The sequence below is a fragment of the Sorangiineae bacterium MSr11954 genome, assembly GCA_037157815.1.
GTDB lineage: Bacteria > Myxococcota_A > Polyangia > Polyangiales > Polyangiaceae > Pendulispora > Pendulispora albinea.
Genome location: CP089984.1, coordinates 3,297,879 through 3,321,788 on the forward strand (window position 1 = coordinate 3,297,879; position 23,910 = coordinate 3,321,788).

Below are 23,910 nucleotides of genomic sequence, written 5' to 3' on the forward strand. Positions count from 1 at the left end.
CCGCGCAGCGTTTCCACGCCGATTCAACCCACCATGGCGTACGAGTACGTGGGACAGGTTTGCGTTTTGGTGCACAGCGTCGATTGCCCCTCCGACCTCGAATGGGAGCGCGATCTGCCCGGGTACATCGAACGCTCGCGGACCGGCGCCACCACCTGCATGCTGGTTTACAGCGACGGGGGCGGGCCCACGTTGATGCAGCGCAATCGCATGCGCGTATCCCGCGAGCCGGCCTTCCACTGTCCGATTGCCATCGTCACCCGCTCGCGCATCGGGCGGGGGATCGCCACCGCCGTGCGCTGGTTCCGGCCCAACCTCGGCGTCTTTTCGCCCGACCAGCTCCGCGCCGCGTTCGAGCATTTGAACCTTCCGGCGTCGACCCACGACCACCTTGCGCAGCGCATCTTCGCGCTTCGCTCCGAGCTCTCCGCCCTTCGGGGCACCGGGATCCCGCCTCGCTTCACCAGCGGAAAGTTCCCCGGTTACGTCGCCGGGGAACCCTCCGAGGTGTGATGCGTGATGCACGAATGACGCGCGCGGCGAATCCCGCGCGCTACCGGCGGTAGCCGACCTTGAAGATGCGCCCTCCCGCGTCATCCGAATAATACAGTGCGCCATCGCGCCCCTGTCGAACATCGACCGGGCGCGGTGCCCCCGCCGCGCCTTGTTCGAGGCCGCCGGATGCATTTTTGGCGCCCACGATGGGCTCCACCGACACGATGTCTCCGTTCCGGTAGCGCGCTACGGCGAGCAGCTTCCCCACCGCCGGCAGACGGTTCCACGAGCCATGCACGGCGATGATGAAATCGTCGCGGTACGGCAGCGACCGTTCCGTGTACTGGACGATGCCGAGCGGCGCCCAGTGCGCTTGCATCACGAACTTGGGCGGGCGCACCTCCCGCGGATCGCGGCACCACGCGTCGGTCTTTCGGATCTCGGGGGCCAAGGTTCGATCGGACCACTGCGTCCCCAACCCTGCGCCGCCCGTCAGTTTGTATTCGCTGTAACAGAACGGATATCCATGAAACTTGGTGCGCGCGCGCTCGTCGTCGCCGGTGGCGACCACGTTGATCTCCTCGCCCGGATTGTCGGTGTGGATATCGCCGCCAAAGCGATCGTCGATCAGCTCGTCGCGCTCATTTTCGACGCCCCAGAGCCGATTGCGGCGGTCGATGAAGAGCCCCACCTCGTTGCGCATCCCCGAGGCGACGATGTCGCCCTTCGCATAGTCGATCCCGCCCGCAGGGATGTTCTCCGGAAGATCGAACCGGCGAACTTGGGATCGCGTGGCCCAGAGCTCCGGGGTGGCGTCGGTGTTGGTGGCGGAGCCCACGTTCACATAGAGACGGCCCTCGGAGTCGAAGACGAGGGTGCGCGAGTTGTGACGGCCCGCCGCGGGCATGTTCTTCACCACGATCTCCGCCGGGCCCTTGGCCGCGCGGTCGCCGCGCTCGTAGGTCCATCGGTAGATGGTGGTATCGCTCGATGCGTACACGAAGTCGCCATCGGGCCCGAAGACGAGACCGTGGTTGAGCCCCGCCGCCGTCGCGAAGGTGGCTCGTTCGTTGGTGTCGCTCGCACCATTGCGATCGGCATCCCATAAAACCGTGACCTTGTCGCGGTTGTTCACGAACAGATCGCCATTGGGCGCAAAGGCGAATTGCCGTGCGCGCCCCAGATTGGTCGCAAAGACATAGACGCAGAGGTTGGGATCGGCGACCCACGCATCATAGGGTGTCGTTCCGACGCAGTTGCCTCGCGGGCCCTGCGTTCCGTCGCTCGATGTGAGCGCTACGTCCTCGCCTGAAAAACCAGAAGAACCCGAGTCCGAAGAGGTGCTGCACCCGAAGAGCGCCAGAAGTCCCGTTGCTGCGGAAAAGACAAACCATCGCATTGGCTTTCTCCCTTGGTTGGATGTGCCACGCCGGTCGATACGCTTCGGCTAATTCATGAAAGCTGCTGGCGTTATTCAGCACACGTTTCCATGTTGCGCAAACTCAACGCGGTTCGTCTTCGCCGTCGAGATGGCGCGCGAGCAACGTCGCGAACCATTTGCGAAAGGTTCGCCCCGTCCGCGCGTTGGCCTCGAAGCCGGCCATGCCGAAGGTCGAGTCCCCTGCGATGGCCTCGCCGAAGAGCGCCAGCGCCGAGAGCACGATGGTGAAGCGGGTGTCCTTGTAGCTCGGCTTCTCGCCGCCCGCGCGCCTCCGAACGCGGAGCGCGTGCGTGGTCTCCGCGATCTTCGCCCACCCTTCGCGCGCGAGGTCGGAGTCGAACGGATCGTAGCCCGACAGCAGCAACCACGCGACCAGCCGCCCGTGCCCGCGCTCCTCGAACGTCTCGAACACGCGCTCGAACAGCGCCGCGCCATCGAGCGGTCGCCCCTCGGCCGCCGCCGCGAGATCGGCTACCAGATCCGCCTGCAGCCGCTCGAGAGCGCGCTCGACCACCGCGCGCACCAGGCCCTCGCGGCTGCCGAAGTGATGCAGGACGGCGGGGTGGGAAATGCCGACATCGGACGCGACCTCCTGCAGGCGAATGCTCCCCGGTCCCGTCTCGCGCAAGCGCCGCTCGGCGGCGTCGAGGATTCGTTGACGCGCCTCGTCGGCGCTTCGGCGGTGTCGCGGCATTTCGGCGGTCTTTCGCTTGGTCATTGACAAGGTTGTAAGTAGCGCTACCTACAAGATTGTAAGTATCTGCCGTTTACAGGATTGTAACAGGAGGAACCTCGCCATGTTCGACTCCCTGGGATCGCTCTACCTTCCGTGCTTGATGCGCTCGCCGCGAGGGCGCGCGTTCATGCTTCATTTCATGGCCCGCGCCGAGGAGGCCGACGAGGCGGGGGTGTTCGACACCTTGCTCGCGCGCGTGGACGATCCGGCGCTCAACAAGATGGTGCGCGTGCACCGCGACGATGAGACGCGCCACGCCGCGTTGCTGAGGGGCTGCCTCGAGCGCCTCGGGATCGAGCCGGAGCCGGTGCCGCCGGAGCTCGACGTGGTGGCCGGCATCGATCGTCACGCTGGCGGGCTCACCACCGCGTTCGTGGACGGGCGGCTCGGGGTGATGGAGGCGTATTTGCTCTTGCAAGTCATCGAAGAGCGCGGCGTGAAGCAATTCCCGCGCATCGCCCAGGCGATGCGGCCGTTCGATCCCGAGAGCGCCCGGATCATCGACGGCATCACGCGCGACGAGGAGCGCCACGTCAAGTACGCAAAGGCCATCAGCCGCCGTTACGCGCCGGACGAGGCCACGTTGAACCGGGTGCTCGACCGGTACCGGGCGGCCGAGGCGCGGGCCGTCGTCGAGAACGGCCGCGCGCTGCTCTCCTTTGCCACGCGCCGGGGGCTCGACGGCAGCCGCGGCCTCGAGCGGATTTTCTGGGGCGCCGTCGCGTCGCTCGGGCAGGTGAGGGGAGGTTTGGTCCGCGCCCACGCGTAGGTCCACGTCGGTTCGAGGCTTCGGCCCGTTGCTCTGGAGAGCTTCGGGTCTATAACCTCGGGCGACAAGGGCCAATGCCAATGATGGGACGCTCGACCGACTGGCTCCTCGCGCTCGCGGGGGGTGCGCTGCTTGCGGTGATGATTGATTTCAACAGCCTCATGGCCAAGCACAGCACCCCCGTGCTCGCCTCGTGGATCGCGCACGGCATTGGCTCGGTGGCCGCGCTCGCGCTGGTCCTTTTAGGGTCGCAATTCTTTCGCCGGGCGAAGGACGGGGCCGCGCGCACCAAGGGACCTCCGTGGGCCTACTTGGGGGGTGTGCCGGGGGCCTTGACGGTGGTGCTGGCGGCGATCGCGGTGAACAGCCGTCTGGCGCTCTCCGGCACCCTGGCGCTCATGCTGGTGGGCCAAGTGCTCTTCGGGATCGTCTGCGACCGCTTCGGGCTCTTTGGGATCGCGAAACGAAAGCTCGTCCTCACGGATTTCTATGTGGTGGTCTCCATCCTCGCGGGCAGCGCACTTTTGATCTTCTTCCGGTCCTGATCGATGATGGGATATGCCTTCCTTGCCATTCTCAATGGCGTGATCATCGGCACCAGCCGCGCCCTGAACGGTCAACTGAGCATCGAGCTCGGTCCGTTCAAAGCTTCGTTTTGGAACCACGCCATCGGCTTTGCGTTCCTGACGATCATCCTCTTCGCCATGGGCGGTCCCGTGTTCGAGGGGGCTTCGGGCGGTTCGTGGGCCGTCTCCGGCGCACCCGGTTTTACCTACCTCGGCGGGTTGTTTGGCGCGCTCTTCGTGGCCGTGAACAGCTATGTCCTACCGAGGATCGGGGCCATCAAGACCGTGCTCTTGGTGATCAGCGGGCAGATGATCACGGGCGTGTTGATCGATGCAAAGGGCGGCGCGGGCTTGTCCACCTTGGCCCAGCTCGCCGGGGTCGCGCTGATCCTCTTGGGCGTTTATCTGGCCAAGCGATCGAGCGCGCCGCCCTCCAAATGACGTATCGTGATGGAGGTCCATCGCCATGCAAGCCATCGTCGATTTCGTCCTGGAGCTGGACAAGCTCAAAGGCGTCACCCGCAAAACCCGCCCGCTCGGCCTGACTCGTCCGGAGAACTCGGCCGAGCATAGCTGGCAAATTGCGCTCTTGGCCGCGTCGCTCGAGCCCTATGCCGAAGCGCCGGTGGACATGCCCCGCGTGATCGCGATGCTGCTCGTCCACGACATCGGGGAGATCGATACGGGTGACACCATCGTGTACGCCGAGGGCGGCTGGGAGGAGCGCAAGGCCGCCGAGCTTCGCGCGGTCACGCGCATCTTCGGCCTGCTCCCCGAGGCGCAAGGCGCCCGCTTCTTGGCCCTCTGGCAAGAGTTCGAGCGCGGCGAAACGCCCGAAGCGCGCTTTGCCCACGCGGCCGATCGCGCGATGCCCGTCTTGCTCAACCTGGCCAACCACGGCCAGAGCTGGCGCGAAAACGGGATCAGTTACGAGCGCGTGGTGCGCCGCATCCAGCCTCCCATTCAAGCGGGCTGCCCCGCCTTATGGGCCTATCTCGAGCCCAAGCTGGAAGAGGCGCGGCAAAAGGGCCTCTTCGGCGCGTGACCGTCGCGAGACGGCCCGCGCGCCCGTCAGCCCTCGCGGCTGGGTCGATAGGTGTTCACCACCACGCCGGAGGTGAACGCCAAGGTGCTCGCCAGCCGCAGCGTGGCCTTCTTCGCGCGCAGCGCGTCGGGGAACAAGCGCCGGCCGGATCCCACGAAGACCGGGAAGATCGTCAGGCGGTACTCGTCGACGAGATCGTGCTCCATGAGCGTGTGCACCAGGGTGCGGCTGCCGGCGACCAAAATGGGGCCGCCGTCTTCCGATTTCAACCGGGTCACCGCGGAAGCGACATTGCCTCGGATGACGGTGGTCGGGCTCCACTCCGGGTTCTCCAAGGTGGTGGAGACCACGTGCTTGGGCATCGCGTTCATCTTGTCGGCAAATACACCCGAGCGCGCCGACCAGCCTTCGGCGAAGGACTCGTACGTGATGCGGCCGAGGAGCAAGGATCCGGCCTCGAGCGCCTCGGCGCACTTATGGGCGACTTCGTCGGTGCCCATGAATGGGTGCGCCCAACCGGTGTGCGGATGGCCGGGCTCACCGCCGGGCGCCTCCATCACGCCGTCCAAGGTGAGCAAGGTGGCGACGACCAGCTTTCTCACGATGCACCTTCGGCGGACGCGCCCGCGCGCAGGCTGGGGAGGAGCTCGGCGAGCTGGTCGAGGATCTCGTTCGTGCCTTGGACGTAGCCGCCGCCCACGTGCTCGTTCTTCATGGCCACCGACGCAAACAGCGTATGGATGGTCAGGATCGTCCCTCCGTCCTTTTCCGTGTAGGTGACGGTGACGATCATCTTCTCGGCGCCCGGGAGCTCGAACGCATTGTCGTAAACGATCTTTCGATTCGGAACGATCTCCAAATACTCACCTCCGAACGGTGTCTCGGGGTTGCCGTCGGGCCCCGTCATGCCAAAGCGAAAACGGCCGCCTACTCGAAAATCGATCTCGCACAAGGTGATGGGCCAGCCTTTGGGGCCGAACCATCGTTTGACGTGCTCCGGCTTGCTGTAGGCCTCGAAGAGCAGGCGGGCGGGGGCGTCGAACACGCGCGTGATGACGACCTCGCGGGCGGCTGCGGGCTCATTTTCGTTTTCGTTTGCTCTCATGGGTTTTCTCCTTTTGTTGTTGTTGCAGTTCCTTGACGTACACCGCGAGCTGGTCGAGGCTCTCTTCCCAGCACCGGCGGTAATCACCGATCCAGCGCGCAGCCCCTTCGAGCGGCGCCGCGTTCAAGCGCACGGGCCGAAACTGCGCGTCGCGACCGCGTGAGACGAGGCCGGCGCGCTCGAGCACCTTCAAATGCTTCGAAATGGTGGGTTGGCTGAGCTCGAAGGGAGCCACCAATTCGTTCACCGTGGCCTCGCCGGTGGCGAGGCGCGCCAGAATCGCGCGCCGCGTCGGATCGGCGAGGGCGGCGAAGACACGATCCAGCTCCGAGGTCGCGGGTACCATGTATAGCCCCTTGTCTATATAGACACGTATCTATATGCGAGGCGGGGCTTCGTCAAGCCCGTTCGTGAAGATGGCGGGTGGCGCAGCAATGGACTGCGCGCGGCCCGCTCGCGACGGCGCGAGCTACCGTGCGCGGCGGGCGAGCCAGGGGGCGATCATCACGAACGGCAGGGTCCAGACGTCGGTGGGATCGGTGACGGCGACTACGCGGCGCAGTGCGGGCAGCCCTTGGCCGTGTCCGAGGCGCAGGGCGGCTCGAAGTGGCCACTGAAGCGCGCCCAGCGCGTGGCGGTACCACGCGGTGCCCGCGGGATCGAGCTTGACCCATGCGAACACGGCGCCCGTCACGAGGGCGCAGAGGAGCAAGGATCGAAAGCCGATGGCGGCGGGCGGGCGGCGCGCGGCCCTGGCGGCAAGCGAGAGGAGCGCCAGGAGCACCACCGGAAAGAAGACCAGCCCGGCCGCGTCCGAGAGCTTGCCGGTGAGCGCCGAGGGCCAATGCACCTTCAGCACATGGTCGTTGATCCAAAGGAGCGCGATGGACCCCACGATCCACGGATGGGCGAGGAGCGTCGCGTGCAGCGGCGTCGCGTGCAGCGGCGTGGCGTGCGGCGGCGTCGCGTGCGGTGGTGTGGCACGCAGCGGCGCGGTGGGCTGCGGCGCAGCGGGCTGTGTGGCATGCAACTCGGCGCTCGGGGGCGGGGACGGCATGCGCGCCTAGGGGTTGCCCTCGAGGGCGTAGATGATGGACGTGATCGCGAGCGGAAGCTTCGGGGCTGCACACGGCTCGTGCTCGCGCTCGCAGAGCCCCTCGAGGGTGGCGACGATGCGCCAGCGCGTGCTCCGCCCGAGGCGATCGCCGTCGTTCGTTGCGCCTGCGTCGGTCCCGGCATCCGCGCCTGCATCGCCGAGGGCGCCCGCATCCGTGCCCGCGTCCGCGCCTCCACCGGCATCGACCCCCGCGCCTGAATCGACGTCTGCGCCTGAATCGTCACCACCCTCGTCGCGCGCCGAGAGGAGGTAGTCCGTCCCCGACTCGAGCCGGACGGACACACGCGCCGCGCGGCCACCACGCGCAGCGACGGGAAAGGCCTCGAAGCGCAAGGCGGGCGGCCCGCCGGGGACCAGCTCCGTGGGAGGGACCCAGCGCGCGACCTGCATACGAAAACCGACGTCGATGGTGCGCAATCGGCTTCCGTAGTGCCCGATGGTGACCTCGTGCTCGTGGCGCAGCGACCACGCGGGCCAAGGGGTGGGCTCGCTCACGCGAACGAAGGCGCCATCCGGGGGATCGCAGTCCCCGCCGCACCCTCCGCCGCATTCGCTCCCACTGGTGAAGACGCGGGTCAGGCGCTCGCCCGGAAACAGCGAAAGCTCGACCCGCGTTGGATGGGGAGGCACCTGCCGCCAATCCCCGATGCGCGCCGACGTGGGCCGCTCCACGTCGATCGCGACCCGTTCACTCGCCTCCGCCAGGTAGCGGTAGGCCATTCCCGGCGGCGGCGACGAGGTCTCCGCCGGGAGCTTGGCGTCCATCACCCAGCTCGGAGGCGACGTGGCGATCGACGCCACAGCCGCGGCGACGAGCGTCCCATAGGTCCGCCAGGACGAGGCGCGCCAAGCTGTGTTTCGAGGTCGATTCCGCATGGGATGGTGCCAACAGCACGAAGCGAGCCGATTCGTGGGCGCAGCACGGCTCGCTTCGACGCAAGACGGAACGCGCGTCCTCGCGCGGCGGCGTGAAACCTCGTTGCCGCCGAGGAGGACCGTGCGATCACACCCGGGTACGTCGCCCGCTACTTGCCCGCTTCCAGGTTCGCCAGGAGCTGCTCGCGGAAATAGCCCGGCGGGATGGTGCCCTGCTTCATGAACTGGATATGGAAGGCCTTGGCCGAGAACTTCGTGCCCAGCTTCTTTTCGGCGTCGGAGCGCAGCTCGAGGATGGCCTCCTTGCCGAGCCGGTAGGTAATGGCTTGGGTGGGCCACTTCGAGTAGCGGAACATGTTGCTCACGGAGACCGCGCAGCTCTGAACCTTGGCCGCATCCGTCGCGCCTTTGCAAGCGCCCGGCAGGAAATGCACGGCCTGCGAGAAGACGTCGACGGCTTCATCGAAGGTGAGGCGCCCGATGTGGATGCCGGTGTCGACGCGAACGCGAACATCGCGGAGCAGCTTGCCTTGCAGCTGGTACAAGCGCTCATCGGATTTGTAGAAGCCCTTGGGCGCGCTCGATTGCGGCTCCGCCATCAGCGCCTCGGCGTAGAGGCCCCAGCCCTCGGCGGCCGCCGAGTCCTCCCACATCGACGACGAGTCCTCCACCGCGCCGGGGGTGAGCCAGCGCACGCGGGTGATCTGATCGCGGTACTGCGTCATGATCTTGTAGTGCCAATCGTGCCCGGGGAACCCCTCGTGGGCGGCCAAGTAGGCGAGCGACGAGCGATTGTTCTCCGCCAAGGACGCGGGATCGTTGTTGGTCGGGGTCACGTAGAAGCGGCCCACGCCCGAGTCCTTGAAGGGCGGCGCCGGGTAGTACGCCGCGCCGCTGATGGAGCCCTGGAGCGGGGGAGGGGTGATGGTGACCTCCAGCTTGTACTCGGCCGGCATGTCGAAGAGGCCGGTGTCGCGCGCGTACTTGACCAGCCGCTCGCCGGCGTCGCGGTACCACCCGATCATCTCGTCGTCGCTCTTGGGCGCGTTCTTCGAGAGCTCGTCGAAGACGGCGCGCACGGCGGCCATGCCATCGGCGGGGAGCGTGAGACCGCGCTCTTGGCCGATGGTGCGGGCCACCGCGATCATCTCCTCTTGGGTGGCCTGAACGACGGCCCAGGACTCGTCGTACAGCTGCGCGGCCGTCTTCGTGAGGCGCAGGTTGTTCTGGAGCGCCCAGTTGTACTCCGCTTCACCCATCGCAAAGTGGTCGTCCCGGAACGCGGGCTTCAGACCGCTCCGATCGACCTCGGGCTTGGTCGCGTCGTCGAAGAAGGTCTCGGCGATGAACTGGTGCAAGGCGCGGTAGGCGGCGCTGGCCGAGGCCGACGCCTTGCGTACGCCGTCGAGGAGCGCCTCGCGCTGCGGCCCGCCGAGCCGCTCGTCGGCGATCTTCGGGAGCTCTTTGTCGAAGTAGTCGGCGTCGGCCTTGGCCGTGTTGATCCCGTTTCGGCGCAGCATGCGCCAGTCGGGCGTGTTGCCGTTCGCCACGCCGGCGCGGAGCTGCTCGCGGGCGGCCCCCAGGTACGGGCCCACGGCGTCGAGGCGCTCGATGATCCGCTGCCACTCGGCCTCGGTTCCATATTTGCCACCGCCGGCCTCGCTCATCCCTTGAAGTTGCCAATCGACGCCGCGAAAGGGCTCGTCGAGGTAGCTGTCCAGCGCGCGCTGTTGGTATTTGCGCACTTGGTGCAAATGCAATTGAAACTCGATTTGAGCCAGCGCCACGTCGCGATCCGTCTGGCGCGCGGGGCTGAGCTTCTCGCGCGGGAGCGCTTGGATTTGCCTCTTGAACTCCGCGAGCTTCCCGTCCTCCTCGGCGATCGCCGCGGCCGAATGATCGCGGAGCCGGCCATCGATTTTGGCCAAGCTCGAGTCGAGCGCGCTGCCGCCCAAGTAGGTGGCGACGACGGGGTTGCGCGACAGAAAATAAACGACGTAGTCCTGCTCGATCTTCCCGAATTGGGTATCGGTCGAGGGCGGCGGCGTGTCGGTTTTGTCGGACGAAGAGCAAGCTGCGCATAGGAGCGCAGCCGCAAGCACATGCGAAAAGGATTTCATCCTATCGTACTTAGCCGGTCCCCCTCGAAAGGCCATCCGCAAAGGATCGATCGCGCGGTGAGCGATGGCGCGATCGGCGCCTTCCCATGCGCTCGATCTGGCGCGCTCAGCGGATGTCCCATGCTATGTCCTCCCCCATATCGGGATATGCGAACGCGTTCTTCTCGCCCTTCTCTTTCTTGGTTCCGGCACCGACTTTCGTGTCGCGGTACGGCACCGTGGCTGGACATGATCGTGCCCCTGTGTGCCATGGCGCTCGTGGCCCTGCAGGTGCTTCGCTTTCACGCGTGGCTCTTTTCGCAGCCGGTGCTGGTGCATGCGCGGGACGAGGGCTACATCGCGGCATTTGCGCTTCGCATGTTGGAAGGGCGCATGCTGCCGTACGTCGATGCGGTCAGCCAGCGCGGTCCGCTCCTCTATTACGGCGTCGCCTGGATGGGGCACCTGTTCGATCCGCTCACCTGGATGCCCGTGCGCGCGATGAGCGTTCTCGCCATCGGCGGCTCGCTCACCGCCACGTCCCTCGCCGCCTGGCTCGCGCGCCGCCCGCTGACCGCCGCGGTGGCCGCCCTCGCGGGGGCGTGCGTGTACTTCATTTCCATGGAGGCCTACGATGCGCTGGGCCTCAGCGGCGAGCATTTGCTGAACGCCTTCTTGCTCGCGGCGTTTTGCTGCCTGGTGGTGGCGCTGCGGCGCGAGCGCCACGTGCCTTCGCCGGGGTGGCTCTTCGCGGCCGGCGCGCTGACATCGTGCGCCGCGCTGAGCAAGCACTTCGGGCTCGTGGGGCACCTCCCGTTCGGGCTATGGGTCCTCGCGGCGGCATGGCGCGAAGGGGCCCCGCCTCGGGCTCGGCGGGTGGCGGTCGGTGCCTATGCGGCGGGTGCGGTGATCCCCATCGCCGCGCTGCTGGTGCGGTATGCGGCGGCGTCCGAGCTCGGCGCGCTCCACTATTGGCTCATCGTGTACACGCGCGACATCTACATGGCGCCGCTCGATTACCCCGGCTACCGCGCCGAGGTGTACCGTCAGTGGCTCGTCCACAACATTCTAGCGATCGGCGCGGGGCTCACCTTGGCCGCCTCGGGGTTCACCCGGCTCTTGACCGCCGCGCCATTGGCGACGCCCGAGCCGCGCTCTCTTCGCGATCGGGTTCGCGATCGCGTTCGCGCTTCGATACGCGCCTACGACGAGCACGGCTTCGTGCTGTGCGCCAGCGTCATGGCCGTCATCGGCATTCTGGTCTGCAACGCGACCCTGCGCGGCTTTCCCCACTACGCGATCGTGGTCGTGCCCTGGTGCGGCTTGCTCCTGGGCGAGGTGGTGACGGCGCACCTCGGTGAGTCGCCTCGCGGTGGGGTGCGGGTGCTCGCCCAGGTGCTCGTCCTCGTGCCCGGCGCGGCGCTCTTCCTCCTTGGTTCGAGCCAGCTCCTCGCGCGCTATCGAGCCGATCAGCGCGCCGATCGCCTCTGGCTCGACGATCGGTATTGGACCGACGCGCAGCTCCGCCAGATGTGCGCCGAGATGGATCCCTACGCGCGGCGCGGCGAGCGGATCTTCGTCTGGGGCTTCGCGCCCGTTTTCTATGTCGGCTGCGGGCGGCGCCCGGCCACGCGCTACCTCATGACCACATACCCGTCGGGCTTCGTCCCTTGGTTCCGCGCCACCAAGGCGGAGGACGATGCGCGCGCGGTCCCCGGCTCGCGCGCGCAGCTCCTGGCCGATCTGGAGACCACCAAGCCGCGCGTGATCCTGGACGTTCCCTCGTCGATGGATAACCGCTCGATGGACCACTACGAGACGTTGGGCGCCTACCTTCACGAGCACTACTGCCGCGGAAAAACCGTGCTGGCGTCCACCTTGTACGCACGGCGCACCGACGAGGGTGCCTGTCCGCCGGGCACCGAGCCCTGAAGGGCCCCGAAGGTCAGCCCGCCGCGGGCGCTTGGGCGGTGCCCTTCGGGGCTGCGTCGTGCGCGAGGTCACCGTCGAGTTGAACCATGCCGGCGCGCGCGTACGCCTCGCGGTCGAGGATCTTCTCCTTGGCGGCCACCAGGATGGGCACCACCACCTGACCGGCCACATTGGTGGCGGTGCGCATCATATCGGCGATGGGGTCGATGGCCATGAGCAGACCCACGCCCGCCAGCGGCAGGTGCAAGGTCGACAGGGTCAGGGTCAGCATCACCGTGGCGCCCGTGAGCCCGGCGGTGGCGGCGGAGCCGATGACCGACACGAACACGATGAGCACGTACTCCTTGATCCCCAGCGGCACATCGAAGATCTGCGCCACGAAGATGGCGGCGAGCGCGGGGTAAATCGAGGCGCACCCGTCCATCTTGGTGGTCGCGCCGAACGGCACCGCAAAGGACGCATACTCCTTGGGCACCCCGAGCTGCTCGGTGACCTTCTGCGTGACGGGCATGGTGCCCACCGAGGAGCGTGAGACGAAGGCCAATTGAATGGCGGGCCAGGCACCTTTGAAGAAGGGGAGCGGGTGGACCTTGGCCACCGTCCAAAGCAGCAGCGGGTAGACGCCGAACATCACCAGCGCGCACCCCACATAGATATCCGCCGTGAAGGTCGCGTACTTGCCGATCAGGTTCCAGCCGTAGGTGGCGATGGCCTTGCCAATGAGCCCCATGGTGCCGATGGGCGCCAGGCGGATCACCCACCAGAGCGCCTTTTGCAAAAGCTGCAGCACCGAGCGACTCACCGCGAGCACCGGCTCCGCCTTGTCCCCCAACTTCAGCGCGGCCGCGCCGGTCACGGCCGCCATGAACACGATTTGAAGCACGTTGAGCTTGGTGAACGGCGTGACGATGTCCGTGGGGATGATGCCGGTCAAAAAGTCGAGCCAGGATCCGGTGTGCGAGGGCTGCTTGCCGTCGGCCGGGGTGAGGCCCGTGCCCGCGCCGGGGTTGGTGAGCCATCCAATCGCCAGGCCGATGACCACCGCGATCAGCGAGGTCATCATGAACCAGAGCAGGGTGCGGGTGGCCAAGCGCGCCGCGTTCTTGACCTGGCGCAGGTTGGTGATGGACACGAGGATCGCAAAAAACACCAGCGGCGCGACCGCCAGCTTGAGCAGCTGCACGAACACCGAGCCGATCTTCTCCAGGGCCGTTACCAGCCATGGGATCTCGGCGGTCTTGCCGATCCAGCCGAGCAAGGCACCCAAGACGAAACCGAGCAAGATCTGGATCCAGAATGGGACCCTGGGGGCACGGGAGCTTCGCACGGACGTGGACGCATCGGCGGTCGTAGGCATGGACACACTCCGGAACGTTCGAGATTAACATCCGAACATTGGGGAACCCAGCGCAGATTGGAAGCCCCTTGCGAAGGCTCCGCGTCGAATGCGCGCCGCCTGCGTGGCCGGCGGTCGGCGTCCGAAGGTTCGAGGAGCGAAGCCGAGCCATTGCCGAGGCCAGGCGCGGGTCTTACGACGTGCCCGCTCGTCCGGGCCGAGGGCTCGAGCCCGGAGTCGAAGCCTGGAGCTCGAAGCCCGCGCCCAAAAGCTCGAAGGCCCACCGACGCTCGAAACCCAATCCCGAAGGGAGACTGACCATGACGTCTCGATCGCGATCGCGGATTCTCCTTCCGCTGGTCCTTCTATTTCCTCTTTTGACGAGCAGCGCCCTGACCGCGGGTTGCGGCGCCGCCGATCCCGAGGGCGGCTCGATGTCGCTCGAACAAAACGCCGGAGCGCGCGGCGATGTCACCTCGGCGAGCTTCGCGCGCGCGAGCACGTCCGACATCTTTGCGGAGACGTTCGAAGGCGCGCCCGTCGGGGCGCTCGGCTCGGAGTGGACGCTCGCGGGCGGTGCACCGAGCTCGCTCACCGTGGACAACGGTGCATCGGGGCACCTTCTCCGGCTCCATGGCGACAAGGGCTCGGGGTTCGTGGTGGGCTCGCGCGCGTTTCCCAACACCACCCGGGACCTCACCGTCACGTACGACATTTGGGCGGAGGAGGGCTCCTCTCAGCAATTCAGCCTTGGCGGCTACCGAAAGGGCCAGATTCGCCTATTTCGCACCGATGGCATCTTCACGGCCGGTGTCCCCGGCGCCATGCGCGGCGATCTGCTGGCGAACACGCCCCGCGGCAATGTCGACTGCGGCCCGCTGCCGAGCAACACGTGGGTTCGCGTAACCCTCCGCTTACGATTCTCTACGCACTCCTACGACGTCCTCTTCAATGACGCACCGACCGCTTGCATGAACCTTCCAAACGAGGCCACCGCAGCCGACAAGCTCACCATCCAAGATCCCGCCAACGACGGCCTCGGCGGTGAGAGCCTCTGGGACAATTTCCGAGTCTTTTAGACACCCGCCCCGTCTTTCCCGTACACGTTTCCCGTGCCCGATCTCTCGAAGATTGCGCTTCGGGCGCCCCAGAGACGAACGTGTACGGGCAGAGGGGCGCGGAGGAGCTGCGGCTACGACGCACAACGACAAGAAATAATCCCACTCTGACGCATTCGGCACTAAGGTCCTGCTGAAGCGGAAGAACTGAAAGCGATTTTGACTTTCGTTTTCAATTGTGTCACGCTGGGAGCCCTGGGTTCGCTCCTCCAACCACGAATCGCGGATCCGCTTCCACCACCGACATGCAAGTCTCCACTCCCACTACTTCCACCTCCCCCGTCGATAGCGTCCCCCCGAATTACTACTTGGAGCACGTCGAATCCGTACACCATTGGACGGATTCGTTATTCAGCTTTCGGTGCACGCGAAACGCGGCATTTCGATTCGAAGCGGGCCAATTCACCATGATTGGCCTGATGGCGAATGGAAAGCCCCTGGTGCGCGCGTACTCCTTGGTGAACGCGCCCTGGGAGGAGTCGCTCGAGTTTCTGTCGATCAAGGTGGAGAACGGCCCTCTCACGAGCCGGCTCCAGCACATCGCGCCGGGCGATCCGGTGGTCATCGGCAAGCGGCCCGTCGGCACCTTGGTGATTGGCAATCTCGAACAGGGCGGGACGCTCTGGCTCCTGGCCACCGGCACCGGCCTCGCGCCCTTCATGAGCATCTTGCGCACGCCCGACGTCTACGAGCGCTTCGATCGCATCGTGGTGAGCCACACCGTGCGCACGGTGGCCGAGCTGGCGTACCGGGACGAGATCCTGGCCCTGCCGAAGAACGAGCTCCTCGGTGAGCTCATCGGCGACAAGCTGATTTATTATCCGGCCGTCACCCGCGAGCCGTTCCCCGTGAACGATCGCATCACGACCCTCATCACGAACGGCCGCATCTTCCGCGACCTGGGCCTCCCGGCGCTCGACCCCGTGCGCGACCGGGTCATGCTGTGCGGCAGCGAGGCCATGAACGCCGATTGCCAAAAGCTCCTCGAGGAGCGCGGCTTCACCGAGGGCTCCAGCGGCGAGCGCGGCACCTACCTGCTCGAGAAGGCCTTCGTCACCAAGTAGACGTCGCCGAATCGGGCGTATCCCACGTATCGGCCGACGCGGATCCACGCTCCTCGCTGCAGGCGTTCGACTGCACGAGGGGCAGGATCATGCGCCCGATGTCCTTCTCTTGTTTCTTGGGCCACGGCGCGGTCTCGAGCGTCTTGAGCGCGCGAATCAATCGCGGAAACGAGCCCCCGCACGACGCGAGCAGCGCGCCCAGCTCCTCCTGGCCCGAGTTGTACGTCTTGTATTGAATCAATGTCGCGTTGTTGATGGGCCGCTTGAAGCCGGTGGTCGCCCGCAGGCGCGCCAGGAGCTCGGCCTTTTCGGCCAGCTTCTCTTCGTCGGGCTTCGGCGAGGCATACAGCGCCTCGAGCGCCCGGTACGCTTCGCGCATCGATTGGCCGCGCCTTCGCAGCTGCTCCTCCGAGACCAAGTAGGCCGTGGTCTCTTTGGAGTCGTGGCCCACCGTCTCGTCGAGGTAGAGGGCCGCGAGCCCGTTGCCGACGAAGTTGGCCACGCTCTCGTTGAGCGTCGATTGATGGTGCACGAAGAAGGTGGCGTGCGTCATCTCGTGCAGGATGACGTTGGTGAGCGCGCCCAGCGCGTCGTCGCCCCGGTGGATCATGGTGGAGAGCACCGAGTCCTCGAAGTAGCCGGTGGTGGAGTAGGCTTGCGAGCCCCTCACGTCCACGTCCCACCCCTGGCTGCGGATCTCGCGGGCGAAGCGCTGGGCGTCTTTCTTCGCGAACCAGCCGAGGTAGGTGAAGCTGCCCACGACCGGAAATGTCCACGATCGGGAGCGAAAATGGAGCGGGTCGGCCGCGCTCGTGACCCATACCACGGCATCGCGGTCGACCCGCACGTACTTCCTGTAATTCTTGGTGGCTGCCAAGCCATGGCGCTCGCCGAACTGCTTTATCGGAGCGACGTGGGAGAGCAGCCGGCGCGTACGCGCATCGACGCGCTGTTCACGAACCAGCTCCCCGATGTCTCGCGCCCGCACCTGGAGATCGTATTGTCCGACGGCGGCTTGCCGTACGTATGCGAGCTTGGTGCACGAGGTTTGGAAAACAAGGAAAAGCAAGAGCCCGAGCACCCCCAGGTTTTTCGCACGGTGTGCGAATCGAGTGCTTCCGACTTCACGTATGGCAAAAGTCGGATTGGGGGTTCGATGGGCGCTCACGTCAATGGTCGGTTTTACGTCGCTCGCCCGGCCGCCGGCAAGTGCCGAACGGCAGGCATCCACGGTGTGACCTCCCGCTGTGCGGCGACACGGGCCCGGCGCGGGTAAGGGGAAAGGCGCCTTGCTTGCGTGCATCGTGGGGCCGGCGACGTGCGCGGCCCCCGAGGTCAGTAGCGTGTCCCTAAAGCCCCGCCGGCTCCAAGGAGGGGCCCGTGCATCGAGCGCGGGCCCACCCCTCGCCTATGAGCTCTGGAGGGTCAGCGGGGCTTTTGGCGTTCGTGATCCGAGCTCGATCAGAAGTCGCCGCAGCCGTGCGAGCATCCGCACGTCACGCCGGCGGCCGCGCGCGCAACCTTCACGTCCACCACGTCGAGGACGGTGACCTCGATCGCGGCCGCGTCGATGGCGGCGCCGCGGTTGCTCTTGTCTTGCGCGTTGATGATGATCTTCGCGATGCCCAGGTCGATCGTCTGGTTGGGCTCCTGGGTGACCAGGATGGGCCGGCCGTTGACGCTCAGGTTCAGGATTTTCACGCCAGCGGCCGAGTGACCGCGGCCCTTGCTGTCGCACCATGCACGGGCGTCTTCCTCGACCACGTCGGCGCGGATGCCCAATTCGAGCGCGCCACCCTTGCCGAAGAGATCCTTGACGAGGTTGTCCAGGCCGAGATCGCTGAGGATCTGCCGCAGATCGACGGCGAGATCGCCGCCGTGTCCGCTGTCACCGAGCACGTCGCCGAGCAGACCGCCCGCGTAGCCGCCGAAGAGGGCCGCGTTGGCGACCGAAGCGCGGGAGAGCGTCCCCCACTTGGTGCTCTTGGTCGACGCATTGGCCACGCCCGCCTTGAGCAAGGTACCCAAGTTGACCGTCACCAGGCTCTCGGCCAGCTCACCGCCCTTGGACGCGAGCGGCGTGGTGTCGGACAAGAAGACGTTGTCCGAGTAATCGGCGATACCATTCGGCTTGCCAACCTTGACCGTCGCGGCGATGGCGCGACCCGAATAAGACCGAGCCGGAGAGAAATCCCCGTCCGCTGCGCCCGGATCCTGCTGGGCGACCTGGTCACCCAACAGTTCATCGCTCGACGAGCCCCCGGTGTCTCCCGAGGCGCAACCTACGACCCCAAACGACGCCGCAAAGAGTCCGAGAATGCCCGCGCGAACTAGATTCGATTTGATCATTGTTACCCCCCTCAACGTTCAACGTGCGTTTCTTGTCAGTCGCACGTCTCGGACACTCTGATGTAGGGGGGATTGGTATCGCGTCGTCCGATGCATTCATAATCGTGCGTCAGCTGCTATCATTTACGTCAAGCGACTAGGCACGATGTCAGAACGCCATCAAACGCTCGCTCAGGGCTTGTTTTCCCGTACCAAGATGTTCGATGACCACCGGTCTCGGTGGTGTTGCATACACACACACGCACGAACTTACTCGCGTAAACTGCGCGATTTTCGAGTGTAGGCGATCGTGCGCTACGGCTGCTTCGAGCTCGCAAGCTTGACCGCCAGCCCTGCCAAAACGGCCCCCATGAACCATTTCTGCACGCGGATCCAGAGGGGATGGCGCGTGAACCAGGAGCTCACGGCGCCCGCCGTAAGGATGATGACGAAGTTCACGGCAAAGCTGATGGCGATTTGCGTGCTCCCTAGAATGATGGATTGCGTCAGGACCGATCCACGCTCCGGGTGCAGAAATTGAGTGAAGATCGAGATGTAGAAGACCGCGATCTTCGGGTTCAGCATGTTGGTGAACAGGCCCATGAAAAAAAGCTTGAACTTCGAGTCGGGCGGAAGATTCTTCGCCTCGAACATGGCGGGGGCGTTCGGCCTGACGGCCTGCCACGCGAGCCATAGAAGGTAGGCGGCGCCGGCGAGCTTGAGGGCGTTGTAGGCGATCGGGATCGTGACGAAGACCACCGTGAGCCCCAACGCGGCCAGCAGCATGTGAAAGAGGAACCCGACGGCCACGCCGAAGAGCGAGAGGATCGCGGCGTTTCGCCCTTGGCAAATCGAGCGCGACACCAGGTACACCATGTTGGGGCCCGGCGAGAGCACCATCACGAACGCGGCCAAACCAAACAGCAGGAGATCCCTCGCGTCGACCATTCCGCGCGATCTAGGGCGGGCGCAAAGGCGGGTCAAGTTGCACGGGGCGCCTCGGTCTTGTGCCAATTCGCTGCACTTCCGTGTGCAATGCGCGAGGCCGCGCGTGCCATAATGAAAGGTCTGATGAACAAAGACCGCGCCACCGCCGAGCGCATGATCTCCCTTCACTTGGCCGTCCAAAATGCCGCGACATTCTGGTCGGCCCTCGCCGCCGCGCGCGGACACGAGACCATCCGCCGTCCCGGTTTTCTGAGCGTGGATGGCCGCCATCATGGCATGCGCATCCTCGTGCTCTCGCCGACCCCGCACCCCGACGAGGTGGCCGAGCTCACCGAGCTGGCCCGCCACCGGCACCCCGGCAAGGTGCTGGTCGAAGACGCCTTCAACGTGGTGGACATGCGCGGGCTGGGGCTCACCGCGCGCAAGCTCCCCGTGATGATCCGCCACCCCGCGCCGGCCCCCACCACGTCGACCATGGTGATCACCAAGGTGGAGCAGCCCGAGCAGCTCGAGATCGCGGAGCGCATCGTCGTCCAAGGCTTCCCGGTGCCCGACTTTCAGCCGTATCAACCGGGGCAGCTGTTTCCCCGCGCGCTCATGGAGACCCCGGGGATCTCGCTCTTCCTCGTTTCGCGCGACGGCGCAACGGCGGGCGCGTGCGTCACGGTGGTCGATGGTACGGTGGGCGGGCTCTACTGGGTCACCACGCTCCCCGAGCACCGCTCCTATGGAGTGGGCCGCGCGCTGATGCACTCCGTCTTGAACTTCTTGAACGATCGCCCCGTCACCCTCACGGCGGCCAAGCCGGGCAAGCCGCTCTATGACTCGCTCGGCTTCGAGACGATCACCGAGGCGGCTTGGTGGGGGTGAGCGGGGCGCTCCGATACGAATCCGAAGTTCGACGAGCGAACGCGGACCGCTACTGAATGTCGTCGGCCCCGAGGGGCGTCGCCTTTCCGCTATCGAAGTCGACCTTCTTGCCGATGGCATCTTTGCAGATGGGGCAGAAGCTGCGGCCCGATTCCATGGTGCAATCGAAGCCGGGTTTGTGGCTGCGGTTGCGCGGCGTGGAGTCGGCATACCCGCCGAGGTACGCGCCGTAGTTGCTGCCGTTCCACTGGGATTCGGGGGTGGGGATGGGGGTGCTGGCCGAGACGAAATTGCGCCACTTCAAGTTGGCGCGGGTGGTGGTGAAGGTGATGTTCTGCGACCAAGGCTCGGAGATGCCGGGCGCGAACTCCAGCTCCGTGGGGCCTCCCCCCTCGTACTCTTCGTTCAGCCCGAAGTAGTGCCCGAACTCGTGCAAGAGCAGGTACGCGAACGACGGATGGCTCCCCGGAATGGCGGTGAGCTCGTTGAAGTTGCCGACGCCCCAGTACCGGTTGCTGTCGACGAGCGCGATCGGGTAATCGTACGGCACGCTGCCGATGCCCCTGCGGTAGCGCGACTCGCGCGTGGGGTACACCACGTTGTACCAGCGGCCGAAGTTCCTCCAATAAGGATAATAGAGCCCCAAAAACGAGTCCCGCTCCTGGACGGGCGAGCCCAGATCCGTCGCGGCGCCGAGCGCCTTGTTCGACGGGGAGAAGACCGCGCGGATGGTGAAGCGCGCGACCCCCGGGAAGTTGTTGTTCACCAGGGTGCTCACGGCCTTGTTGGCGTCGGTCCAGAACTGCGCTTTGCGGCTGGCCAGGTAGCCCTCGGCGTAGAGGTTCACCGCGATCTCGGGCTGCGCGGTGGCCTGCTTCAACACCCGCACCTCGATGGTGCTGGGATCGACCTGCACGCGGGGCAGGGTCGCGGGATCGATGGTGGCCGTGAACACGGGCTGCACGACGCCCGTCGACGGGTTCTCGGCCGAGAAGGTCAGCTGCGACACCTTGGTGGGGAGGGGGAACCGGAGGGTGATGGCGCGCGTCAGCCGGCGAAACTCCTGGCCGGTGCCGATCGAGTCGTATCCAATCAGCTTTCCATCGTTGTCCTTCAAAACGCCTTGGTAGCTCCCGAAGGGATCCTTCTTTTGGCTGCGCGCGAGCAGCGCCGGCGTCCCCGATGCTTCGATGACGGCCGAGGCCAGCCGGAACGTATCGTTCGAGGACACCCACTCCACCTCGGCGCGAACGATATCCACGCCGGCGGCGGCGACGGACGCGTTGGCGACTTGGAGCTTCTCCGACATCAAGGGTTGGTCGGAGACGGGATCGCGCGGCACGCGATTGGGATCGGGAAACGGATTGGCCCACGCCGTGGTGGGAATAAGACAAACCAATGCGGCAAGATAATATCGATTCGCCATAGGTCGCCCCTTTCGGCCCGCGATGGAATCATCCCGTGCGCGCTCCTGTCAAAGGCATGTATCCGCACCGATGTCGTCTTTTTCCTGACGCAGCTGCGTCATGTCGAGGAGTCGGGCGGAGGCCCGTGCAACATCACGGCGTCCATGCGCGCGCAAGTAGCCGAGAACGGCCGCCGTGGCCTCCTCACGGGCGGCGGCGAGGGACAATCGCGCGTCCGCCGCAGCACGGCGCCGCGGGAGAGCGACTCGATCCTGTTGGTGAGGACGAACGACATCCGGTCGAAATCGCGCAGTGTCCGAGCTCGTGCGACCGCGACGCGATGGCCCGCCGCAAGGTGGCACGCAGGCGCGCCTCGAATGTTGGACCGGCGCACTCTCGACCACTCGGCCTGTCTCCTCGATAGGGCGATCCAACAACGCGGTGAAGATGGCGCGCTTGTCTGGAAAGTACGGATAAACGGATCCGATGCGGACCCATGCCGCCGCAATGCGGTTGGTGGTCACGGCAGATGGGCGCCGTCATCGGCCGCGCCCGATGTGTTCGTAGATTTGCCAATTTCCTAAATACGTTTGGACCATTCCGTTCAAAAGAGTTTGCCGCCCTCTCGAACGAGGCGGGGTTCGAGCCTTTGCGGGTGGTGCCGGCGAAGCCGCCGGCGTGCGTCATCGCGTCGGTTCGGCGGTGAGCGCGGCCACCAGCGCCTGGCCCGCGGCGAGCACGTGATGGGTCGTGCGCGACTGGCACGCCCCCACGTCCCGCGCGCTGGCCGCCTCCAGGATGCTGCGATGCTCGCCATCGGAGCGCGAGCGCCAATCGAGATCGCGCCAGGCGGCGAATAGAAAACGGGCGCTCGCCTTGTGCAGATCGTCGATGGTGGCGAGCAGGCGCGGCATCCGGCACGGCTCCATGAGCGCCCGGTGGAAGGTCCGATTCGTCTCCTCCCACGTGAGAATGTCGTTCGAGCGCTCGCTCGCGCGCAGCGCCTTGCGCGCCCGCGCCAGATCGCCCTCGGTGAGGTTGGGGAGCGCATAGCGCAGGGCGAGCGCCTCGAGCGCCGCGCGCATTTCGGCCGACTCGATGATGCGCGGCGGATCGATGGGCGAGACGCGCACCCCGCGCCGGGGCTCGCTCACCACCAGGCCCTGCGCCTCCAGCCGCCGAAAGGCTTCGCGCACCGGAACATGGCTGGCGTGGAACTCGGCGGCAAAATGATCCTGCCGCAGCCGCATGCCGGGGGCGAGCGCGCCGGAGACGATGCGCGCGGCCAGGGCTTCGGTGATGCGGCCCACCACCGTGAGATCGGGGCGATCGGGCAAATCAGGGCTTGGCTCGGGTTTCTTCACGGTTCACCGGTGCCCCAAGGTTCTAGCCGTTCTGCGGCGCGCGCCGCGCTTGCGATCCTACGTTCCGTCGTTTTATAGATAATCTATAAAACAGGAGCCGACGATGACGAACCGAAAGCGACCGCAGCGTTTGAACGAAGTGGCAGGAATTGGCGTCGATCGCATGGGTGCGCTGGCCGATGCGTCCGGCGGCGAGCTTTTGCGCCTCGAGAACCTGGACGTGGACATCCCGCCCGATCCCGCGGCCGTCGAGCGAACCCGGCGCGCGGTCTCCGAGGACGGCGCCAACTCGTATTTGCCCTTCATCGGCCAAATCGGCCTGCGCCAGGCGGCCGCGCGGCACGTCTCGCGTTCGTCGGGGGTCGACTACGCGGGGGAGCGCCAGTGCATCATCAGCGCGGGCGGCCTCGCCGGCATTCTCAATGTGCTGCTCGCCACCGTGGACGTGGGGGACGAGGTCATCGTCACCGATCCCACCTACGCGGGGCTCCTCAATCGCATCCGGCTCGCCGGCGGCGTTCCCAAGCTCGTGCCCTTCGTCTTCACCCCAGGGGCGGAGTGGCGCCTCGATCGCGAGGCCATGCGCGCGCAAATCGGGCCCAAGACGCGCGCGATGCTGCTGATGTCGCCCTCGATGCCGTCGGGCGGCTACTTCGATCGCGATGATTGGGCGTGGATCGCCGGGCTCTGCGTCGCCCACGATCTGACCTTGATCCTCGACGCCGCGATGGAGCGCCTTCTGTTCGACGGGCGCTCGGTCGTGCACCCCGCCTCCTTTCCGGGCATGGCCGAGCGCACCATCACCGTGGGCTCGTCGGCCAAAGAGCTGCGGATGATCGGCTGGCGCGTGGGCTGGATCGTCGCACCCGAGAGCTACATGCCGGATCTGGTGGCCGTCTCCATCGCCAACTGCGTGGTGCCCGTGGGCATCGCGCAAGAAGCGGTGGCCATCGCGCTGGATCGCAGCCACACGAGCCTCCCCGATTATGCGGGCGAGCTCGAACGGCGCCGCGACGTGCTGCTGCGCGAGCTCGATGGGCTACCCGTGGGGGTTCCGGCGGGCGGCTGGTCGCTCTTGCTCCGCGTCTCCGATTTCGGCATCGACGGCGCGAAGATGTCGGATCGTTTGCTCGCGGAGAAGGTGGCGGCGACGGGTATGGCGGGCTGGGGTGAGCGTCATGGGAAGGAGTTCATCCGCTTCGTCTTCTCGAACGAACCGGTGGAGCGGCTGCGCGGCGTCGGTGCCAAAATCCGCGCAGCCGCTCGTATTTAGAGCCAGAGCCCGTGGTGGCTCA

Annotated in this window: 24 protein-coding genes; 10 read left to right on the top strand and 14 right to left on the bottom strand. The window is 66.2% G+C overall.

The annotated features are described in order from the left end of the window. Window positions 1–33 precede the first annotated feature (33 nt). On the top strand, window positions 34–513 hold the full coding sequence (locus LZC94_12895) for a hypothetical protein (GenBank protein WXB18145.1): 480 nt from the start codon (window positions 34–36) through the stop codon (window positions 511–513). Between the two features lie 40 nt (window positions 514–553). Here LZC94_12895 and LZC94_12900 read toward each other — a convergent pair whose 3' ends face one another. Together LZC94_12900 and LZC94_12905 are read right to left on the bottom strand one after the other, a co-directional pair. Next, the gene (locus LZC94_12900) at window positions 554–1,894 is read right to left on the bottom strand and encodes a PQQ-dependent sugar dehydrogenase (protein WXB18146.1); all 1,341 of its coding nucleotides are present in this window, start codon (window positions 1,892–1,894) and stop codon (window positions 554–556) included. A 103-nt stretch (window positions 1,895–1,997) separates the two neighbouring features. Further along, complete coding sequence (locus tag LZC94_12905) at window positions 1,998–2,654, bottom strand: TetR/AcrR family transcriptional regulator (GenBank protein ID WXB18147.1); 657 nt, start codon at window positions 2,652–2,654, stop codon at window positions 1,998–2,000. A 79-nt stretch (window positions 2,655–2,733) separates the two neighbouring features. Between LZC94_12905 and LZC94_12910 the strand changes: the two genes are divergently transcribed. The 4 genes from LZC94_12910 to LZC94_12925 all read left to right on the top strand — a co-directional run bounded on the left by LZC94_12910 (window position 2,734) and on the right by LZC94_12925 (window position 5,052). Further along, entirely contained in the window at window positions 2,734–3,441 is a 708-nt protein-coding gene (locus tag LZC94_12910) for a ferritin-like domain-containing protein (GenBank protein WXB18148.1), read from the top strand. 80 nt (window positions 3,442–3,521) lie between these two features. After that, window positions 3,522–3,986, top strand: coding sequence for a DMT family transporter (locus tag LZC94_12915; GenBank protein WXB18149.1), 465 nt, complete (start codon window positions 3,522–3,524; stop codon window positions 3,984–3,986). 3 nt (window positions 3,987–3,989) lie between these two features. Continuing rightward, window positions 3,990–4,448 (top strand): DMT family transporter, encoded by a 459-nt coding sequence (locus LZC94_12920; GenBank protein WXB18150.1) that lies wholly within the window; start codon window positions 3,990–3,992, stop codon window positions 4,446–4,448. A gap of 25 nt (window positions 4,449–4,473) precedes the next feature. After that, window positions 4,474–5,052 carry an HD domain-containing protein gene (locus tag LZC94_12925; GenBank protein ID WXB18151.1) on the top strand — a complete coding sequence of 193 codons (579 nt, stop codon included), beginning with the start codon at window positions 4,474–4,476 and terminating at the stop codon, window positions 5,050–5,052. Between the two features lie 26 nt (window positions 5,053–5,078). On the opposite strand, the gene LZC94_12930 is transcribed toward LZC94_12925, so the two are convergent. The 6 genes from LZC94_12930 to LZC94_12955 form a co-directional block, all read right to left on the bottom strand. Then, entirely contained in the window at window positions 5,079–5,654 is a 576-nt protein-coding gene (locus tag LZC94_12930) for a dihydrofolate reductase family protein (protein WXB18152.1), read from the bottom strand. Next, complete coding sequence (locus LZC94_12935) at window positions 5,651–6,157, bottom strand: SRPBCC family protein (GenBank protein WXB18153.1); 507 nt, start codon at window positions 6,155–6,157, stop codon at window positions 5,651–5,653. The genes LZC94_12930 and LZC94_12935 overlap by 4 nt, the downstream gene beginning before the upstream one ends. Continuing rightward, the gene (locus LZC94_12940; GenBank protein WXB18154.1) at window positions 6,132–6,503 is read right to left on the bottom strand and encodes a metalloregulator ArsR/SmtB family transcription factor; all 372 of its coding nucleotides are present in this window, start codon (window positions 6,501–6,503) and stop codon (window positions 6,132–6,134) included. Before LZC94_12940 ends, LZC94_12935 begins: the two co-directional genes overlap by 26 nt. A 123-nt stretch (window positions 6,504–6,626) precedes the next feature. Then, window positions 6,627–7,214: a hypothetical protein gene (locus LZC94_12945; protein WXB18155.1), complete on the bottom strand. Its 588-nt coding sequence runs from the start codon at window positions 7,212–7,214 to the stop codon at window positions 6,627–6,629. 6 nt (window positions 7,215–7,220) lie between these two features. Next, window positions 7,221–8,150, bottom strand: a complete 930-nt coding sequence (locus tag LZC94_12950; GenBank protein WXB18156.1) for a hypothetical protein — start codon at window positions 8,148–8,150, stop codon at window positions 7,221–7,223. Between the two features lie 149 nt (window positions 8,151–8,299). Beyond that, window positions 8,300–10,270: a DUF885 domain-containing protein gene (locus LZC94_12955; protein ID WXB18157.1), complete on the bottom strand. Its 1,971-nt coding sequence runs from the start codon at window positions 10,268–10,270 to the stop codon at window positions 8,300–8,302. 228 nt (window positions 10,271–10,498) lie between these two features. On the opposite strand from LZC94_12955, the gene LZC94_12960 reads away from it, so the two are divergent. Continuing rightward, on the top strand, window positions 10,499–12,181 hold the full coding sequence (locus tag LZC94_12960) for a phospholipid carrier-dependent glycosyltransferase (protein WXB18158.1): 1,683 nt from the start codon (window positions 10,499–10,501) through the stop codon (window positions 12,179–12,181). A 13-nt stretch (window positions 12,182–12,194) separates the two neighbouring features. Here LZC94_12960 and LZC94_12965 read toward each other — a convergent pair whose 3' ends face one another. Further along, on the bottom strand, window positions 12,195–13,538 hold the full coding sequence (locus LZC94_12965; protein WXB18159.1) for a dicarboxylate/amino acid:cation symporter: 1,344 nt from the start codon (window positions 13,536–13,538) through the stop codon (window positions 12,195–12,197). A 299-nt stretch (window positions 13,539–13,837) separates the two neighbouring features. On the opposite strand from LZC94_12965, the gene LZC94_12970 reads away from it, so the two are divergent. After that, the gene (locus tag LZC94_12970) at window positions 13,838–14,596 is read left to right on the top strand and encodes a hypothetical protein (GenBank protein WXB18160.1); all 759 of its coding nucleotides are present in this window, start codon (window positions 13,838–13,840) and stop codon (window positions 14,594–14,596) included. Between the two features lie 284 nt (window positions 14,597–14,880). Then, complete coding sequence (locus LZC94_12975; GenBank protein WXB18161.1) at window positions 14,881–15,699, top strand: ferredoxin--NADP reductase; 819 nt, start codon at window positions 14,881–14,883, stop codon at window positions 15,697–15,699. On the opposite strand, the gene LZC94_12980 is transcribed toward LZC94_12975, so the two are convergent. The 3 genes from LZC94_12980 to LZC94_12990 form a co-directional block, all read right to left on the bottom strand. Further along, entirely contained in the window at window positions 15,689–16,768 is a 1,080-nt protein-coding gene (locus LZC94_12980; GenBank protein WXB18162.1) for an aminopeptidase, read from the bottom strand. The genes LZC94_12975 and LZC94_12980 overlap by 11 nt on opposite strands. A gap of 392 nt (window positions 16,769–17,160) precedes the next feature. Then, window positions 17,161–18,048, bottom strand: a complete 888-nt coding sequence (locus tag LZC94_12985) for a hypothetical protein (protein ID WXB18163.1) — start codon at window positions 18,046–18,048, stop codon at window positions 17,161–17,163. A gap of 294 nt (window positions 18,049–18,342) precedes the next feature. Beyond that, window positions 18,343–18,975: a LysE family translocator gene (locus LZC94_12990; GenBank protein ID WXB18164.1), complete on the bottom strand. Its 633-nt coding sequence runs from the start codon at window positions 18,973–18,975 to the stop codon at window positions 18,343–18,345. A gap of 123 nt (window positions 18,976–19,098) precedes the next feature. On the opposite strand from LZC94_12990, the gene LZC94_12995 reads away from it, so the two are divergent. Beyond that, window positions 19,099–19,845, top strand: coding sequence for a GNAT family N-acetyltransferase (locus LZC94_12995; protein ID WXB18165.1), 747 nt, complete (start codon window positions 19,099–19,101; stop codon window positions 19,843–19,845). Between the two features lie 49 nt (window positions 19,846–19,894). On the opposite strand, the gene LZC94_13000 is transcribed toward LZC94_12995, so the two are convergent. Next, window positions 19,895–21,244: a M64 family metallopeptidase gene (locus LZC94_13000; GenBank protein WXB18166.1), complete on the bottom strand. Its 1,350-nt coding sequence runs from the start codon at window positions 21,242–21,244 to the stop codon at window positions 19,895–19,897. A gap of 690 nt (window positions 21,245–21,934) precedes the next feature. After that, complete coding sequence (locus LZC94_13005; protein ID WXB18167.1) at window positions 21,935–22,615, bottom strand: GntR family transcriptional regulator; 681 nt, start codon at window positions 22,613–22,615, stop codon at window positions 21,935–21,937. Window positions 22,616–22,718: 103 nt separating this feature from the next. Here LZC94_13005 and LZC94_13010 point away from each other — a divergent pair, with 103 nt between their 5' ends. After that, window positions 22,719–23,888, top strand: coding sequence for a pyridoxal phosphate-dependent aminotransferase (locus tag LZC94_13010; GenBank protein ID WXB18168.1), 1,170 nt, complete (start codon window positions 22,719–22,721; stop codon window positions 23,886–23,888). Window positions 23,889–23,910 lie beyond the last annotated feature (22 nt).

Coding starts and splice junctions, on each gene's coding strand:
- LZC94_12895 (WXB18145.1), top strand. CDS start 34: ATGGCGTACGAGTACGTGGGACAGGTTTGCGTTTTGGTGCACAGCGTC.
- LZC94_12900 (WXB18146.1), bottom strand. CDS start 1,894: ATGCGATGGTTTGTCTTTTCCGCAGCAACGGGACTTCTGGCGCTCTTC.
- LZC94_12905 (WXB18147.1), bottom strand. CDS start 2,654: ATGACCAAGCGAAAGACCGCCGAAATGCCGCGACACCGCCGAAGCGCC.
- LZC94_12910 (WXB18148.1), top strand. CDS start 2,734: ATGTTCGACTCCCTGGGATCGCTCTACCTTCCGTGCTTGATGCGCTCG.
- LZC94_12915 (WXB18149.1), top strand. CDS start 3,522: ATGATGGGACGCTCGACCGACTGGCTCCTCGCGCTCGCGGGGGGTGCG.
- LZC94_12920 (WXB18150.1), top strand. CDS start 3,990: ATGATGGGATATGCCTTCCTTGCCATTCTCAATGGCGTGATCATCGGC.
- LZC94_12925 (WXB18151.1), top strand. CDS start 4,474: ATGCAAGCCATCGTCGATTTCGTCCTGGAGCTGGACAAGCTCAAAGGC.
- LZC94_12935 (WXB18153.1), bottom strand. CDS start 6,157: ATGAGAGCAAACGAAAACGAAAATGAGCCCGCAGCCGCCCGCGAGGTC.
- LZC94_12940 (WXB18154.1), bottom strand. CDS start 6,503: ATGGTACCCGCGACCTCGGAGCTGGATCGTGTCTTCGCCGCCCTCGCC.
- LZC94_12945 (WXB18155.1), bottom strand. CDS start 7,214: ATGCCGTCCCCGCCCCCGAGCGCCGAGTTGCATGCCACACAGCCCGCT.
- LZC94_12950 (WXB18156.1), bottom strand. CDS start 8,150: ATGCGGAATCGACCTCGAAACACAGCTTGGCGCGCCTCGTCCTGGCGG.
- LZC94_12955 (WXB18157.1), bottom strand. CDS start 10,270: ATGAAATCCTTTTCGCATGTGCTTGCGGCTGCGCTCCTATGCGCAGCT.
- LZC94_12960 (WXB18158.1), top strand. CDS start 10,499: ATGATCGTGCCCCTGTGTGCCATGGCGCTCGTGGCCCTGCAGGTGCTT.
- LZC94_12965 (WXB18159.1), bottom strand. CDS start 13,538: ATGCCTACGACCGCCGATGCGTCCACGTCCGTGCGAAGCTCCCGTGCC.
- LZC94_12970 (WXB18160.1), top strand. CDS start 13,838: ATGACGTCTCGATCGCGATCGCGGATTCTCCTTCCGCTGGTCCTTCTA.
- LZC94_12975 (WXB18161.1), top strand. CDS start 14,881: ATGCAAGTCTCCACTCCCACTACTTCCACCTCCCCCGTCGATAGCGTC.
- LZC94_12985 (WXB18163.1), bottom strand. CDS start 18,048: ATGATCAAATCGAATCTAGTTCGCGCGGGCATTCTCGGACTCTTTGCG.
- LZC94_12990 (WXB18164.1), bottom strand. CDS start 18,975: ATGGTCGACGCGAGGGATCTCCTGCTGTTTGGTTTGGCCGCGTTCGTG.
- LZC94_12995 (WXB18165.1), top strand. CDS start 19,099: ATGAACAAAGACCGCGCCACCGCCGAGCGCATGATCTCCCTTCACTTG.
- LZC94_13010 (WXB18168.1), top strand. CDS start 22,719: ATGACGAACCGAAAGCGACCGCAGCGTTTGAACGAAGTGGCAGGAATT.